The organism is Arthrobacter sp. D3-16 (genome assembly GCF_054408515.1).
Genome location: NZ_CP096437.1, coordinates 218,401 through 233,327, shown reverse-complemented (window position 1 = coordinate 233,327; position 14,927 = coordinate 218,401). Strand labels below are relative to the sequence as shown.

Below are 14,927 nucleotides of genomic sequence, written 5' to 3'. Positions count from 1 at the left end.
GAGCCATTGTGCGGAGATTGGGACTGGTGGTAGCTGGAGCACCACAACTCCAAAGCGTGTTCCGCCTATGTCCATGTGCGGCGGGACCCGCACCTGGCGAGCTCACTGGGACCTTGCTTCAGTCCCTGCCCAAATAGGCTAATACCGCCGAGAGAGCGGCCTGCGTTCCGGCGATGACTGCTGACTCTGCGTCTGGGGCGAAGAGCGGAGAGTGATTTCCTACGGGAGTCACCCCATCGTGGAAGCTTTCAGCTTTTAGTCCACCAAATGCCCAAAACACCCCGGGAACGCCGATCGCATCGCTCAACCAGCCGACGTCTTCTGACCCCGACCCCAGTTGTTCCTCATCGATCATGTCGGCTCCAAAATCCTTTGCGAATGCTGACATGACGCGTTGAGTTTCCTCCGGATCGTTGTAACAGCGCGGAAAGCTGTTGAGCTCCTCGACGCTCGGTTCAGAGGCTCGCGAAGCGGCAGCTTCGGCCGAAATGATCCTGCGGACGGCTGCGAGGACGGTGGCTCGCGTTTCTTCGTCTGGCGTACGCACATTGACGGAAAACTCCGCTGATGCAGGGATGATGTTTTCTTTCAGTCCTGCGTGGAAAGTTCCCACTGTGATGACCGCAGGGGTGCCGGGCGGCAGTTCCCGGGAAACGATTGTCTGTAAGCGCAGGACCATTGAGGACGCAGCAACGATGGGGTCGATTGATAAATCGGGCTGTGAACCGTGGGCCTGCCGGCCCTGGACCGTAATTTTCCAGGAATCTGCAAGGTTCAACATGTGGCCATGCCGGATAAGTAGAGTTCCCGCGGGCTTGGGGAAGACATGTTGGGCAAGAACAACTTCTGGCCGGGGCGCGCGGTCCCATAGACCGTCCTTGATCATGGCCCGGGCGCCGTAAGCTGTCTCCTCTCCGGGCTGGAAGATGAGGACCAGGGTGCCGGCCCACAAGTCGCTCCGCGTAACCAAAAGCCCTGCCAAGGCTAAAGCTGCAGCTATATGCGTGTCGTGTCCACAGCCGTGCATTACAGGGACAACGATACCGTCCGTCAGGGTGCCGCTAACCTGGCTTGCATAACCCAAACCCGTTTGTTCAAGTATCGGCAGCCCGTCAGTGTCCGCGCGGAAAGCGATCACAGGCCCTTCCCCATTCCGTAAAATCGCAACCACGCCGGTTCCGCCGCAGCGGAAGTTTTCAATGCCGAGATCGGCAAGGGCACCCTCTATGTAGAGCGCAGTCTTGCTTTCTTGGGCGGACAATTCCGGGTTCGCATGGAGGTGCTTGTAAATGCCCACATATTCATCAACAAACGAGGACTGGACCTCGACAGCGGGCGTTAACCAAACAGTGGTGGAATTGGTCATTCTGTATGTTCCTTAGTGAGAATTAGCAAGCAACAGGAGCGCCAGCCACATTGGGATTGTGGCGGTTGCAGCACTAGTGTGTTGTTCCTGTGGATGACCCGGTGGCGGTGAACTGCACCGCCCTGAACGGCCTCCGGGATACGGAGAACTGCCCTCCAACGCGCAGATGGAATCAAACTCCAAGCACCGGGTGCAGATGCGCACTCTCAACTGCGATGCGCGCCTGCGCCGCCGCTGCTTCAAGGGCATCAGTAATTGGTGCACCATGCAGGGTCGCAAACAGGAAGCCAGCCATAAACGCGTCGCCAGCCCCGTTCGAGTCCACAACGTCAGCGGGACATGCGGCAACCTCGTACTTCGTCCCGTCCGCTTCCAGCGCGATGGCCCCTTTTGCCCCTCGTGTGCAGACAGCCAGGCCTGGACCCTGCGCAAGGCAGGAACGCATAAGCTCCCAAGGATCGTCTGTCCGGTCGTCATTCATGAATACGGCGTCGGCTGCACGCAAAAATGGCTCATGGAACGCCGACGTTCCGTCGTAGTCATGAAGGTCCACCCATAGTGGTGCCTGTCGAACATCTTCCCGTTGCAACAGGAGCGCGCCGAGTTCGCTCAGGTCGATCACGGCGAGATCGGCCGCAGCTACCACTGCAGCGGCTACGTCAAGCTCATCCTCTGTCGGCGTGGAAGGCGCCGAAACGTAAAGGGATACCCGGCTGCCGCCCTCGGTCATAAGGTTGACATGGCGCTCGGTGCGGTCAGACACAATAGCTTCGGTAGAGATGCCAGCCGTGGCGAGAGCCCGGCGGACCCGCCCCCCGTCCTCGTCCGCCCCGAGAGGCGAGCACAAGCGCACTGCCATGCCGAGTTCTGTAAGGTGTAGCGCCTTGCCCGCCGAGGTGCCCCCAAGCGTCTGCCAGGAGCGGCGCGCGAACTGCATGTGCGGGACAGGCTCCGGGAGGTGGTCCAGGAGGATGATGTGGTTCCATGAGGCGGGGCCGCAGACGGCAACCGTCGGCGAAACGGACATGCCCTTATCCGGCCCGGCTACTTGTTGGGACGGCGGAACCCTCACCGAATTTGCTGGCGACAAGGTAGTCGCTCCACCGTGTCAACGCCGCTGTAACGTTGGGCTGGACGAGCCCATGCTGCTCCGCCAACCGGTTTGCGGAGCTTGTGGGGTACCTGTCCGGGGAGAGGAAGCTTAGGGTCTCAGGGTCTGCCCCGGTAATGGTTTGCGGCAGCCGTTTCACGAGCCCCACGGGAATGCGGAGGCGCGGCACGCGCACGTTCTGGTGCTCGCCTATCACTTGCAGCAGTTCCGGGAGCGCCGGTGTGTTGTCGTCTAGAATCCAGTAGGACTTGCCCCGGGTTTCGTCCTGGGTGGGCAGCAGCGCCATGAACTTGGCAAGATAGTCCACGGCGACGACGGGAACAAACGTTCGTGAATTGCCGGGGACAGCGGGCAGTTTGCCGGTAACCAGGTCACGGACAGTGGTCGCCAGGCCGATGATTTGGTCTGATTCGCCTGTGATGGAGTGCCCGATGACAGTAGCTGGGTTGGCGACGGTCAGTGCCACTCCAAGGCTTTGTGCCCTGGCCTGTACGACTGCGTCACTTTCAACCTTGGACGCTTCATATGCGCCGAGGCGCTTATATTCGTACCTGCGCTTTTGGTCCGACCAAGGGACGGATGCGGGTTCCTGTCCACCCACCCGGTAGCCGGACAGGTGGATGAGGCGTGCGCCGGGGATGGTCGCGGCAAATTCAACGACACGCCTTGATGTGTCGACGTTTGCGGCGCGGGCGGCGTCCGGGGTCATGCCGAAAGCATAGGCACCCGCGACGTTGTAGATTTCCCCGATGTGTTTGAAGTCCCTGCCCGTCAGTCCGATTCCGTCCGATGCCAGGTCAGCTTGCACTGCGTTCAGGAACTTGACGTTGGTGCTGTGGTCGGTCAGCCAGCTGCGCAAGGTTTCGTATCGGCCCATATCTCTGATGGCGGCTGTGGCATAGATCCCTTGGTCGAGTAACTCCTTGACGAGCCATTTCCCAATGAACCCGGTAGCACCGAAGACGAGTGCGTGCCGGTTGGTTTTCATGGAGCGCTCCCCGTAATGGTTTTTATCGTTTTTAGCGGTTGCGGACATTATGTTTTCCTTCTTAGTTGTCCGGACTCGCGGTTGCGTCCCGGGATTTGAAATCGGTGCTGGCGGGCGCCCTTGTATGACGCCCGGGGCCCCGGTCAGTAGTTACTGTGCCGTATGAATGTTGGCCGACGGTTCGTCTTCGCAAGCCGGCTTTAACGTGTGCCGTGATCGCGCGTCAACGTCCGCGGCGAAGCCATGCAGGTGTTTAAGAACATCCCCGTCGGCGAGTATCGAGTAGTGGCCGAGACCTTTGGTCATGACGGACCGGCTTGCAGCGTTATGGGCCCCTGCTATGAGGTCAGCTTGGCCTGGCTCAATGTCGTTGTCATCCTGGTCGTGAATAATCAGCAACGGCATATCGCCGGTGGCAGAAGTCGCGGAGCTCTTCCACTGCCCTATGTCGGCTTGAAGGAACCTGTGTGCAATCTTCTCCCGAAGCCTGTGGGCCGCAGGGTCAGTTAGATGGAGGACCCGGACGGCAACGGAAAGGATGTATTCCATGCTGAAGGGGCCTGCTATCGCGGCTATCGCCCGTGCTCGCGCGCCCTCGCGAAGGGCCGCGAATGTGGCAAGCACTCCCATCGAGTGGGCGATGATCAACTCGAAGCCGCCTTCCACATGGTCCAGGGCGCGGATGGTTTTTGCGAACTTATCGATCGACGCGCGAGGGCCTGGGGACGCGCCGTGCCCTGGCGCATCAAAGGCGATCACGGTTCGTTCGGTAGATTGGAGCGTTCTGATAATGGCACTGAGCTCGGAAGCTCGTCGCCCCCATCCGTGCACGAGCAACACCTTTCGGGCACCGGTCCCCCACCGGTAGACGGCGACTCGCTGCCCGTCGACGACGAGGTGCTCCATGCGTGCTGCTGTGTGCGTGGCACGGTCTGAGAAAAGCACTGGTGCGGGGCGCCCAGGGAGCGCGAATAGGCGGTAGGCAAGTTCCGCAGCGACGGCTGGAGCTGCGCTGCTCAGTCCGCGCATGAACGAGGTGAATAAGACGGGCAGGGCTTTCATGATGTTCTTTCGGGTTGGTAGATGAACGAGGAAGTACCGGTGAAGGCGACAAGCCGAAAACTTTGCCTTTTGTTTTGGTCACTCGTACCGGAGTGCGTCGATTGGATTCTGCCGCGCGGCCGCGTCCGGCGGGCAGGGTGCCGGACGGAGACATCCTTCAGGGCGTCGAAGCGCCCAGTCCCGTTACCGTAGGAGCGGTGGAGATCAGTTGCCCTAAGCAGGGCAACTGCCCGTTCCGTCGTTCATGATGGCAGGCCCCCCACCGGTGTCGCCGGAGTATGCGGAGGCCGGGCAAGAACTTGTTTATCGGTGGGCCTTGAGCAGAGCACCGCGAGGATGATCGCGCCCGCGACGGGGAGCAGCACCCAGAAGACGTGTCCCCAGCCATAGCCGGCGTGACGGAGGCGACGGACCACCACGGCCAGGGTCGGCAGCAGCACAGCGAGGTGCCATGCCGGACTAAGAGTGGGGGCGAACAGCATCGTCCCGTCCGGGTATTGGAAGGTCGGTATCGGAATGGCGCCGAGGACGGAGCTGACGATGACGGTGAACAGAATCCACCACCAGAGCTCTGATCGGGTTGCCCGGCCGGAGAATTCCGCGTAGTTGCGGAAGCCAGCCTTGATTGCTTCGGGGAACGTCATGAGGGTGCCTTTCAAGAGAAGGACTCATCGAGTCCGGACGGATGCTCGGATCCTTGTGTACTGCTGTCGCAGTTCGGCTGGTGCGAGCTGCTTTCGGTGCGCAGCTCGGCTTTGGTCGAAGGTGCCACTCGGACAATGACGTTGCCCTTTTTTCGGCCTGTGTCGACGTACCGGTGTGCGTCGGCGATGTTGGAGAGGTCGAAGGTCCGGTCGATGACCGGGTGGAAGAGGCCAGCCCCTGCGAGGTGTGCGATGTGGGTGAGATCAGCGGCGGTGAATGGAACATTCCCTGCCGTGATGTGTCTGCCGGTCCTGCGGGAGCGGCTGCGAGCGGCGAGAATGCCGACGAGATCGGCAATGACCGATAGCAGCGCCCCTTCGGGCTTAATCAGTGGTTGCAGTCGGCTGAATGGGACATTCCCTACGCAATCGACGATAATGTCGTAGGTCTCCGCCAGCTGAGTGAAGTCTTCCTTCGTGTAGTCGATCACTCGCCGGGCACCGAGTGATTGAACCAGATTGGCGTTTCCGCCGCTGCATACCGCCGTGACTTGTGCGCCGGCCAGGTTGGCCAATTGGACAGCAGCGGTTCCGACGGCGCCGGACGCTCCGATGACCAGCACCTCTGCTCCCAACGTCAGGTTGGCCCGGCCGAGGAACGCCTGAGCTGTGATCCCACCAAACACAAGGGCTGCGGCTTCCTCGAACCCCAGGTTCCGGGGCTTGTGTGTGACGGCGCCATTCTGAGGTACGGTGACGTACTCAGCGTGGCCCCCGAACCTTGCGCCCAGCATCGCGATAACCTCGTCACCGGGTGCGAACCCTGTGACATCGGGGCTAACTGATTCGACGACACCGGCGACGTCCATGCCGAGTACGGGGATGCGTGGGGTGATAAATCCGAGGGTGAGCGAGCTGAGCAGCTTCACTCCTTTGGGGACATTTTTGGTCCGGGCCCGGTGGTCAGCGGCGCTGACAGTGCTCGCTTGGACTCTGACTAACAGTTCGCCGTGGCGCGGGGTTGGCTTGGGCCGTTCCTCAAGCTGGACCATGTCTGGGCCGCCGAATTGGCGGTATACGGCAGCCTTCATCGCGCTGTCCCGATCTTCGAGTAGGAGGTGTTTGCTGCAGTTAGCGTGGCTACCGCGGCGGGGTTGAAGCCCTTGATAACCAGCCAGATGCCCATCCCGAATTCCCAGATGGCCAGGAACAGGGCACCGAGTCCGGTCAGCGGCGACACGGGGCCCCACAGGCCGAACAGCACGCCGACAGCGCCGGCGATGAGCAGCGGCGCGCCGATGAACCCGAACACTGGCAATACCCGGGGCAGCAGCCGGGACTTGTAGATAAGTGAGCCGAGCAGCAGTGCGTTGAACGCGGGGATCAGGCCCTGGCCGAGAAGCGTGGTCCATGCATTCTGTGCCAGCAGCGCTTGCCCGATGACCAAGGCATCATCTCCAGCGCCGGCCTGCCGGAGGCTGACAATTGACATGAGCGCCACTACGCCGGCGAAGATGGCGCCTGCCTCCAGAATCCGTGCGCCGACGAAGCCGAGCGCGAGCCCCTCGTTCTGCCGTTTAACCATTGGATACAGCGCGACGCCCGTACCGATGCAGGCGAGGGCCACAATGACCTCCAACATCCCACCGACGACGACAATCGTGTCCGGGCCGGGACCTGCGATGTAGCCAGGGTCGGTCTTCACACCGTCGTAGAGGAAGAGGGTCGGGATGGACACGAACGTGAGGAGGTAGAGCACGCCGGCAGCTAGTGAAGTCTTGCGATGGGTATCCACTCGACGGAGCTTGGTGGTTCTCGGGTCAGCGGTGTTCATGGTCTGTCTCCTGGTAAGGGGGTCCGGATGTGGGTTTCAACGGGCTGCGCGTAGCCAGCGGTCTCCGCGCTTGGTGACGTACTCCCTGACCAGGTAGGGCCAGGGGAGGATGATAAGGACGATCACGACGAGGGAGCTGTTCATCGCCACGCTGGCGGCGCGGTCGTTGAGCTCACCGGAGAGCCAAAGTGGCAGTGCCACAGTGCTGAGCCAGATCAACTTCCATGTCATTTCGAACAGCAGGATCGGAATCATCTTCACCGGGTAGCGGACGCCTAGGAAGAACAGCAGGGACTGCGCAAAGAGCATGTACAGCACCACACCTTCCATCAGCGCCAAGGTGGAGTCATGACCGATGAGGAGTGGCCACCGGGTGAGCGCCAGACCGACGGCCATGAACAGGTAACCCCCACGCAACAGGTAGAGGCGTAACAGGGAAAGGGCCGGGTCCGCCGGAGCTGTCGAGGCCGCCTTCGGGTGGGGCTTAGGCATTGCAGGTGATGTCATCGCGAGCTCCTTGTTGTTATTTGCCGACTCGGAAGCAACTTCATTCACTGAGAGTGCGCTGGCCGGTAAAGGCGTCAAAGCTTTGTTGCTGAAACTGAAACGAGAGCGCCACTAAGACGCAGAAGCCAAGGTGTACGGCGTACACCCTTGCTACGAAACCATAGGGTGTACCGCGTACACTTGTCAAAGGGCAAAAAATTCCGTCACCGTAAGGAGCTTCATGACTCCGCAAGTAGAAACCGCTCGCCGCGTGCGATTGAACCGGGACCGTGTTCTAATCGCCGCCGTGGCACTCGCCGACAGCATTGGCATCGACGCGCTCAGTATGCGGCGGCTTGCTCAGGAGCTACATGTCGTCCCGATGGCCCTGTACAAGCATGTGTCCGATAAGGAAGACCTTTTGGATGGGATGGTCGAGGTAATAATTCGTGAGATTGACCCGCCCCTAACCGACGCCGAGTGGAAGACCGCAATCCGAACTCGGGTCCTGGCCACTCGCCGTGCACTTCAGCGACACGTCTGGGCGAGGCCGGCACTCGAATCCCGTGCTAAGCCCACCGCTGCCGTCCTTGACTACCAGGAGTCCCTTGCTGGGCTGTTTCTTGCGGGCGGGTTCAGCCCGGACCTTGCGCACCACGCCATGCATGCCCTTGGCGGGCGCATGTGGGGGTTCACCCAAGAGCTATTTGATGGATCAGCCGGCCGGGTGGCCGAAGAGCCGTCAGAGCCTGACCCTGAAGTTGAGGCTGAAATGTTTGCGCAGATGGCCGAGCGGTACCCGAACATTGTCACTGTTGCCACCGCTACGCGGCACGACGCAGACTCGGTAGTCGGATATGGATGCGATGACCAGTTCGAATTCGAGTTCGCACTGGATCTTCTTCTCGACGGATTTGAGAAGCTCCACCGGGAGGGCTGGACTTCGTCGGGAATTGGATCGCGTGGTAGATAGGCGGGCTTGAGGGCTTTGAGCAGTATTAGGTGCGACCCTACGACCGCAGGGCGATGCATCGGTAGTGTCAGGACCCGACCGCAATTAATCCTGTTGTCGTTCCAGCTTTGAAGCCATTCAGCTCTCCAGCGGGAACGGCAAGCGGTCCAAACCTTCGTGTCTGCTGCAGGCAAGGTTGGAAAACGAAAACGAGATGTTTCCACGTGCGCAAAAAGAAATTTGGACTGGAAACTGTCCATAGTTGCCATGGTGGTTCTTCTCTTTTGTTCGCCTGCATCACCTTTATGGTGTACAGGATGCGAAAGCGATTGCCGGTTCCAAGGTAAAAAACCTAGGTGATGTGAGCCCGTTATTCAGTCATCGCTGGCAGGTTGTATGTGCGTGGGGCCGAGCACTTTCACTGAAATAAGGACCATCCCTAAATCACGAATTTTATTGAGAAGGCTGTGCAATGCGGCCTGGTCGGCAATCGGCCCAGCGAGGGCAGTCGTGCCATCGCCTGCACGTGTAAGTTTGAGGTTCTCGAACCATTCCGCCCAGTGATCATCGAGGTGCCCTTTGATTCGTAGCTCATAGTGCTCAGCTTCTTGCTGGTTGGGCATCGGAGTCTTCACAGTATGGAAGTGGAGGGTGACCGCTTGCAGCGCAGGACGCGGGACCAGGATGCCGAGATCCGAGCACGATAATCGGTAATGCCAGATGTTGGCTCCTCCGCTAAGTGTGAGGGGATGACTTTCATTTCCGCACTCCTTCATCGAGCTGTCCTGGGCAGGCGCCGGGGACAAGTCCAAAGCTAGGCATTCCTGTGGTGACCGGGCATCACCACGCGTGGTGATTGACGTGGTGATCAGAGGAAACCGTGCTCGCGGGCGCGGTGAACTGCCTCCGCCCGGCTGTTCACCTGGAGCTTTTCGAAAATATGGCGGGTGTGCGTCCTGAGTGTGTTCAATGACACAAACAACTGCCGGGCGACCTCCGGGCCGCTCAGGGAGGAATCGAACAGCCGAAGCACCTGGAGTTCCCGCTCGCTCAGCGGGACGGGCAAGGCCTCCGTGCCAGGAGAAGTGTCAAGCGCCTTTCCCGTGGTGTCGGATGCGCGAAGCAATTTACTTATGTAGCTGGGAGCGACTTGTTCGATTGCGGCCTTGTGAAGCAAGGCGGTCATGGGTGCGCCTTCGTCGAGGAACAACCGCACGTGACCTTGGGATTCGGTGCGTGTCAGTGCCTGTTCCAAAGTTTCGAGCGCCAAACCCACACGGCCCTGTACCTGGTATGCCCTTGCCTTTAGTACGAGGATCTCGTTGACGCTGCCACCGCGCCCGAAGGTTTGGGCGGCGTGGAGCAACCGCTCGAGCAAATAGCTGGCGTCGTCGGAGGAGCCGTTGGGCGGGTCTGCTTCGTGCCGAGCAATGAGCAGGCGGGCGAGTGTGAGGTGTTCGAATTCCCGCAGGTAGGTCAGCTCATCACCGGCAGTGAGATTACTGGCTAGTGCCCAGTCCGAGGCTTCCCGCAGCGCCCCTTGCCCAATCCAGATCCGGGCCTTTATCGCCGCGATCGGCCGGACATCGGGTAAGAACCCCCGCAGGTAGCGCCGCTCTGCCTCCTCCAGCAGCGCAATGGCGCCTTCCGGGTCTCCGGTCAGGTACTGGAGCCGTTCCATCACCACAAATCGGCGGTACCGGTTCTCCGGTAGAGACGCTGCATCCCCAAGTCTGATGCAGGATTCCAAGTGGTGCCTCGCAGCATCCAGCACGCCCGACTCGCAGTGCAGGGCGCTGATTCCCGCGTGGAGGTCGGCAGTTGGGGGACCAGTCGCTATGCCTGCAGAATTGGCGGAGGTGAGGGCTTGTTCCAGAAGACGGCGGGCCTCGGTCAGGCTGCCTCTGGCCATCCACATATCCGCCAGCACCATGGCGCTGGCGAGTTCGTCAGCGATATTTCCTGCAGCGCGCAGGTTCGGTGCCACTTCGGCAAAGGTGGGAACTGCCGTGTTGAGATCACCGCTGGCCCAGGCGGCCAGCCCGAGGAATCCTGTTGCCGCAGCCCGCGACAAGTAATCCCCCGGCCCGCATAACTCCAACGCCCGCCGGGCGTGGGCTGCGGTACCTGCCACATCCCCCGCTGCCTGCGCTAAGACAGCCCGGTACACGGCGACGGTCACCGGCAGGGCGCGGAACTCTTTGCTGTTGGCGTACACCGCTGCGGGAATATCATTATTCCTTTCCCCATCGCGGAAGGAGTCTGCAAGTCCCCGTTCGGCATCCTGGAGACGTTGTTCGGCTGCGTCCAGGTCACCGTAGGTGAGCATCATCCAGGCGTAAAACACGCTTAGTACGGGGTTCGCGCGAACGACGTGGTCGGGAAGGGCCCCTAACCAGCCGCGCAGGGTTGCATCATGCCGACTTCGTCGGATGGCCGGCAGCGCCATCTCCAGCAGCGCTCCCGCCCGTTCGGAGTCCCCGGCTGCCAGCGCATGCTTCAGTGCGTGCTCCAGCAGATCATGATGCTGGTACCACTCACTGGCGCGTCGGTGCAGCGACTGTTGGAGCTCAGGTTCCTCCTGCGAAACACGGGCCTGGAGTACTTCGGCAAAGAGTTGGTGGTACCGGTACCACTGTCTCCGGTCGTCCAAGGGGACAACAAACAAATTCGCCCTCTCCAAGTGATCAAGCGCAGCACCGCTGCCTTCCTGGCCCGTCACCGCGTCGCACAGCGGACCTGAGAGGCGGTCGAGAATTGCGGTGCGCATCAGGAAGCTCCGCACGTGGTCGGGTTGGCGCTGCAGTACCTCCTCCACCAGGTAGTCCAGGACAAAACGGTTACTGCCTGCGAAGGCCTCGATGAAACCATTTACGTCCGCGTGCCCGCGAAGTGATAGCGCCGCGAGCTGCAGACCGGCCGCCCACCCTTCCGTCCGGGCTTCAAGGGCTGAAATGTGCTCGTTCGAAAGGCTCAGCCCCATGCACTCATTCAGAAAATCCCCGGCCTCCTCGGCCGAAAAGCGAAGGTCAACAGCCCGGAGTTCAGACATTTGACCCCGCCCTCTCAATCGCGACAAAGGAAGCGGCGGATCGGAGCGACTTGCAATGGCCAAATGCAGTTCGGACGGGGAATGGTCGAGCAGGAAAGCCACCGCGTCATGAACAGGGCTCGCCTCGATCGTATGGTAGTCATCGAGTACGACGACGAACTGAATGCCAAGCTCAGCGACGTCGTTGATGAGCGCAACCAAAACCGGGTCTGCAGCAGCGGCATGGGAGCCCTCGATCAGTGCTTTGGCACCAGCGCCGATGTCGCTATCTACGTCACTTATCGCGGCCACAAGATGGGACAAGAAGCGAGTAGGGTCGTTGTCGCCCTCGTCCAGAGACAACCAAATCACCCGCAAATCGTGGTCCGCCATTTGGATGCGGCTTAGCCACTGGCTCAATAACGTGGTCTTGCCAAAGCCGGCGGGGGCGCAGACCAAGGTGAGCTTCCGATCTGCAAGTGACTCGGAGGTCAAGGAATCGACGAGCCTTGGGCGGGCAACGGCATTCCGACGCGGCGCAGGAACATGAAACTTCGTGGCAAGCATACTCATCGCCATTGAGTGAACTATACGGCGGCGGATTGTTGCTGTGAAGGTTGGCTGTTGACTTATAAAACCTCGGTACGGCCCCCTCTTAGCCTTACCGGGTACACGGGTAGTGATGTGTTCTCTTTAGCTTCAGGCGATGGGGCTGTATCCGACGTGATGGAGCTTACGGTGGTCCATCGGCGAGCTATAGCGATGACGAAGGGCCTCAATTACAGGAGCGTGTTATCCGGCGTGGTCCGAAGTGACCCAGGATTGCCACGAACCCAAGCCATTGCTTCGGGAAGGGATACAAACAACGCCGTCTCGCAGACGGTAGGGTGCCGGCTGAGAAAAAAGTAGGCTGCGGTCCGGTCGACGGTCGAAGTAGCGACTAGGGCTGCACGAGTCACCGGCCAGGGCCCTGCCGCGAAGGCCTTTCGAGCGCGGTACTCAACTGATCGTATTCCCTGTAACTCGAAGATCAGGGGAAAAACGCTTCCTTTGCTCAGTTCACCAAGTCCCGCCAGCACTGCCCTGGCCTTTTCTTCCGTGACTATTTCGGCACCCCATTTCACCCACAAAATACCTTTGAATAGCCCAAAGCGAATTTTGTTGTCGACGGCGGGTTTACCGGCTTTTGCATCGTCAAAAAACAATTGCTCTCTACTTAATCGAAATGCGAAGGTGCTGGGAACCCCTCGGAGCTGAGGACTCCCAGCAGTCATATACGGAGGCAATTTATGCCACCGTGAACCACGAGCGAGCGTTACCACGGCACCGTCACCCGACATTCGTGGGGTCCGCTCTGTGCCTGGTCTGCCGAAAACGATTACATGAGCTCAGTTACTCGTCGGGGTCATTGTCGAGAACGCCAATGCGGACGGCTTCCACCCCTGGCAAATCTGAAAATTCCGCCATGAGACCCTGCAACGGAGGTCGTCCGTGGAACTGCATCACCGCGAGGACGACTGAATGCGGCCCTTCAAGGCTGAGCTTTTTGGTCGACCTAATCACGGTTCTGAAGCCCATTTCACTAGCGACCCCGAGGATGGAACGAAGAACCCCACGGCCGTCCTCATAGCGGATGCTCACGGTTCGCCGACCATCGCGCGAAGGCAAATGCTTCACAATAGGTCCCAGGACAACCATTGCAACGATGTGAAGCACAGTCATTGCAGCTGCCAGTGATACCAGGCCTGCACCACACGCCATGCCTACTGCAGCGGTGAGCCAGATGCTCGCTGCCGTGGTGAGCCCCCGGACGACGTCACGGCGCAAAAAGATCACTCCGGCGCCTAAAAAACCTACGCCCGACACTATTTGTGCGGCAATGCGTGAAGGATCGAGGTAAATTTCTGACTTTACATGCGCGAACCCGTAGGCAGAGATGAGTGTAAAACCCGCCGAACCAAGTCCCACGAGCATGTGGGTTCGCATCCCCGCACTTTTTTGCGAGACTTGGCGTTCGACCCCGATGATGCCACAGAGGATGAAGGCCACTCCCAGGAGAAAGAACTCAGTGCTGGCCGTTGATGAGAGGATCGTCATGACTCCCCTGAGGGGCTACGCAATGGAGTAACGGCCACGCCTATAATTGGTCAGCCTTCGTCAATTGCGAAATTACCTTCAGCGTTCGGTGTACCAGTTCGTCGATCGTGATCCGGTCGAAGTCGCGGACAGCGCTGCGGACTCGGTGGTGTGTTGTCCCGATCAACTCGGCTGGAATGGAAGCGCTTCCGTGTAATGCCCCATATGCGCTGCCGACCGTTGCTGCGGTTGAATCGGTATCGCGTCCGCCCGAGATTGCGATCCCGACGGCACTCATGAAGGTCTCACCCCATAACAGGCCGATCGAGATGAGAGCTGCGTTGTTGATGGTATGGACCCAGGGGTAGTGGCCAAGGGTGGAGTCTACCCAGTCCAGGGCTGCAGTGTGCGTTTCGCCGCTGTTGTAAAGATCGATCACGCTTCGCAGGGCTTCTGCGAGCCGGGAACGTTCAGGCACGACGTCGAGAGCAGTCTGGAGGGCTATTTCCGCTTTGTCTGTGGCGAATGATGCGGACACGAGCGCAGCTGCCCACATCTCGCCGTAAATTCCGTTTGCGGTGTGACTGAGCCGGGCATCCATCAAAGCCAGTCGGGCGGCTTCTCCTGGGTTGCCGGGGTTTGCGTAGCCGAAGGCGTCGCCGCGGATTAGAGCCCCGATCCACTCCCGGTAGGGGTTGTCCTCGGTGGCCGTTTCGGGGGCCGTTAACCCATGGATGAGGTTACGGTAGGCGGCGCGCTCGGCGGTGTAGGTCTGGGTGAAGGGAACGCGGTCGAGCCATGCTGCGGCGATCTGGTCGGTGGTGAGGTCACGTCCATGCTTTTCAAGGAGGAAAAGGCCGAGGATTGTCCAGTCGATGTCATCGTCGCGTGGGACGTCTTCAAACCGTCCGGCAGTGGCAACCGGGGCGGACGGGTGAAGCTCGGATACGCCCGAAGGCAACGGGGAGAGCAGGGGCAGGTATCCGGTTTGGGGCCACTGGTTGGAAGCCCGAAGGTAGATTTCAAGCTGAGATCGGCTCAGGCCTTCGACAGGCTTCCCCAAGGTGTTTCCAACAGTGCGTCCCAGCCAGGCCCCGCGGAGGCGGTCGGGCAACTGTGCCGCATCAAACTTGATGACTGGAAGCCCTGTGATGAGCGCGATTAGGTGCTCGTCGTCGTCAGGCTCGTCGTATCCCCAGTCAGAGGCACGCGTCAACTTGTCCAGCTGGGCCGCAGCGGCCATCAACCTCGGCAGGTCACCAATACTGGCGGCAACACGCGCCTCCGTTTCAATTGTTTTTGCAGGGTAGCCGCTGATGGCAAGCTGCTCCGCCTCATCGGGGATGAGATCACGTGGATCAAGTACGTCGTGCACAA

15 protein-coding genes are annotated in these 14,927 nt (G+C 60.2%); 2 read left to right on the top strand and 13 right to left on the bottom strand.

Annotated features, from left to right (window positions below):
- Positions 1-118: 118 nt before the first annotated feature.
- The 8 genes from M1D32_RS01120 to M1D32_RS01085 all read right to left on the bottom strand — a co-directional run bounded on the left by M1D32_RS01120 (position 119) and on the right by M1D32_RS01085 (position 7,512).
- A complete protein-coding gene (locus M1D32_RS01120) occupies positions 119-1,366 on the bottom strand; it encodes an amidohydrolase (RefSeq protein WP_458780541.1) in 1,248 nt (415 codons plus the stop codon).
- Between the two features lie 172 nt (positions 1,367-1,538).
- Positions 1,539-2,393, bottom strand: coding sequence for a carbohydrate kinase family protein (locus tag M1D32_RS01115; protein WP_458780540.1), 855 nt, complete (start codon positions 2,391-2,393; stop codon positions 1,539-1,541).
- 4 nt (positions 2,394-2,397) lie between these two features.
- Positions 2,398-3,513 carry an SDR family oxidoreductase gene (locus tag M1D32_RS01110; protein WP_458780539.1) on the bottom strand — a complete coding sequence of 372 codons (1,116 nt, stop codon included), beginning with the start codon at positions 3,511-3,513 and terminating at the stop codon, positions 2,398-2,400.
- A 102-nt stretch (positions 3,514-3,615) separates the two neighbouring features.
- Positions 3,616-4,371 (bottom strand): alpha/beta fold hydrolase, encoded by a 756-nt coding sequence (locus M1D32_RS01105; RefSeq protein WP_458780538.1) that lies wholly within the window; start codon positions 4,369-4,371, stop codon positions 3,616-3,618.
- Positions 4,372-4,769: 398 nt separating this feature from the next.
- The gene (locus M1D32_RS01100) at positions 4,770-5,171 is read right to left on the bottom strand and encodes a DUF805 domain-containing protein (RefSeq protein ID WP_458780537.1); all 402 of its coding nucleotides are present in this window, start codon (positions 5,169-5,171) and stop codon (positions 4,770-4,772) included.
- 11 nt (positions 5,172-5,182) lie between these two features.
- Positions 5,183-6,262, bottom strand: a complete 1,080-nt coding sequence (locus M1D32_RS01095; RefSeq protein WP_458780536.1) for an NAD(P)-dependent alcohol dehydrogenase — start codon at positions 6,260-6,262, stop codon at positions 5,183-5,185.
- Complete coding sequence (locus M1D32_RS01090; RefSeq protein WP_458780535.1) at positions 6,259-7,005, bottom strand: DUF4386 domain-containing protein; 747 nt, start codon at positions 7,003-7,005, stop codon at positions 6,259-6,261. The genes M1D32_RS01095 and M1D32_RS01090 overlap by 4 nt, the downstream gene beginning before the upstream one ends.
- Before the next feature lie 36 nt (positions 7,006-7,041).
- Positions 7,042-7,512 carry a hypothetical protein gene (locus tag M1D32_RS01085; protein WP_458780534.1) on the bottom strand — a complete coding sequence of 157 codons (471 nt, stop codon included), beginning with the start codon at positions 7,510-7,512 and terminating at the stop codon, positions 7,042-7,044.
- A 220-nt stretch (positions 7,513-7,732) separates the two neighbouring features.
- Here M1D32_RS01085 and M1D32_RS01080 point away from each other — a divergent pair, with 220 nt between their 5' ends.
- Positions 7,733-8,464, top strand: coding sequence for a TetR/AcrR family transcriptional regulator C-terminal domain-containing protein (locus tag M1D32_RS01080; RefSeq protein ID WP_458780533.1), 732 nt, complete (start codon positions 7,733-7,735; stop codon positions 8,462-8,464).
- A 353-nt stretch (positions 8,465-8,817) separates the two neighbouring features.
- Here the strand turns inward: M1D32_RS01080 and M1D32_RS01075 are convergent, their stop codons facing one another.
- Both M1D32_RS01075 and M1D32_RS01070 read right to left on the bottom strand, forming a co-directional pair.
- The gene (locus tag M1D32_RS01075) at positions 8,818-9,255 is read right to left on the bottom strand and encodes a hypothetical protein (protein WP_458780532.1); all 438 of its coding nucleotides are present in this window, start codon (positions 9,253-9,255) and stop codon (positions 8,818-8,820) included.
- Positions 9,256-9,311: 56 nt separating this feature from the next.
- Positions 9,312-11,495 carry a LuxR C-terminal-related transcriptional regulator gene (locus M1D32_RS01070; RefSeq protein ID WP_458780531.1) on the bottom strand — a complete coding sequence of 728 codons (2,184 nt, stop codon included), beginning with the start codon at positions 11,493-11,495 and terminating at the stop codon, positions 9,312-9,314.
- Between the two features lie 81 nt (positions 11,496-11,576).
- On the opposite strand from M1D32_RS01070, the gene M1D32_RS01065 reads away from it, so the two are divergent.
- Positions 11,577-11,882, top strand: coding sequence for a hypothetical protein (locus M1D32_RS01065; RefSeq protein WP_458780530.1), 306 nt, complete (start codon positions 11,577-11,579; stop codon positions 11,880-11,882).
- Positions 11,883-12,253: 371 nt separating this feature from the next.
- Here M1D32_RS01065 and M1D32_RS01060 read toward each other — a convergent pair whose 3' ends face one another.
- The 3 genes from M1D32_RS01060 to M1D32_RS01050 form a co-directional block, all read right to left on the bottom strand.
- Positions 12,254-12,679 carry a DUF7793 family protein gene (locus M1D32_RS01060; RefSeq protein WP_458780529.1) on the bottom strand — a complete coding sequence of 142 codons (426 nt, stop codon included), beginning with the start codon at positions 12,677-12,679 and terminating at the stop codon, positions 12,254-12,256.
- 187 nt (positions 12,680-12,866) lie between these two features.
- A complete protein-coding gene (locus tag M1D32_RS01055; RefSeq protein WP_458780528.1) occupies positions 12,867-13,571 on the bottom strand; it encodes an MgtC/SapB family protein in 705 nt (234 codons plus the stop codon).
- Positions 13,572-13,611: 40 nt separating this feature from the next.
- The gene (locus M1D32_RS01050) at positions 13,612-14,925 is read right to left on the bottom strand and encodes an ADP-ribosylglycohydrolase family protein (RefSeq protein WP_458780527.1); all 1,314 of its coding nucleotides are present in this window, start codon (positions 14,923-14,925) and stop codon (positions 13,612-13,614) included.
- Between the last annotated feature and the right edge of the window lie 2 nt (positions 14,926-14,927).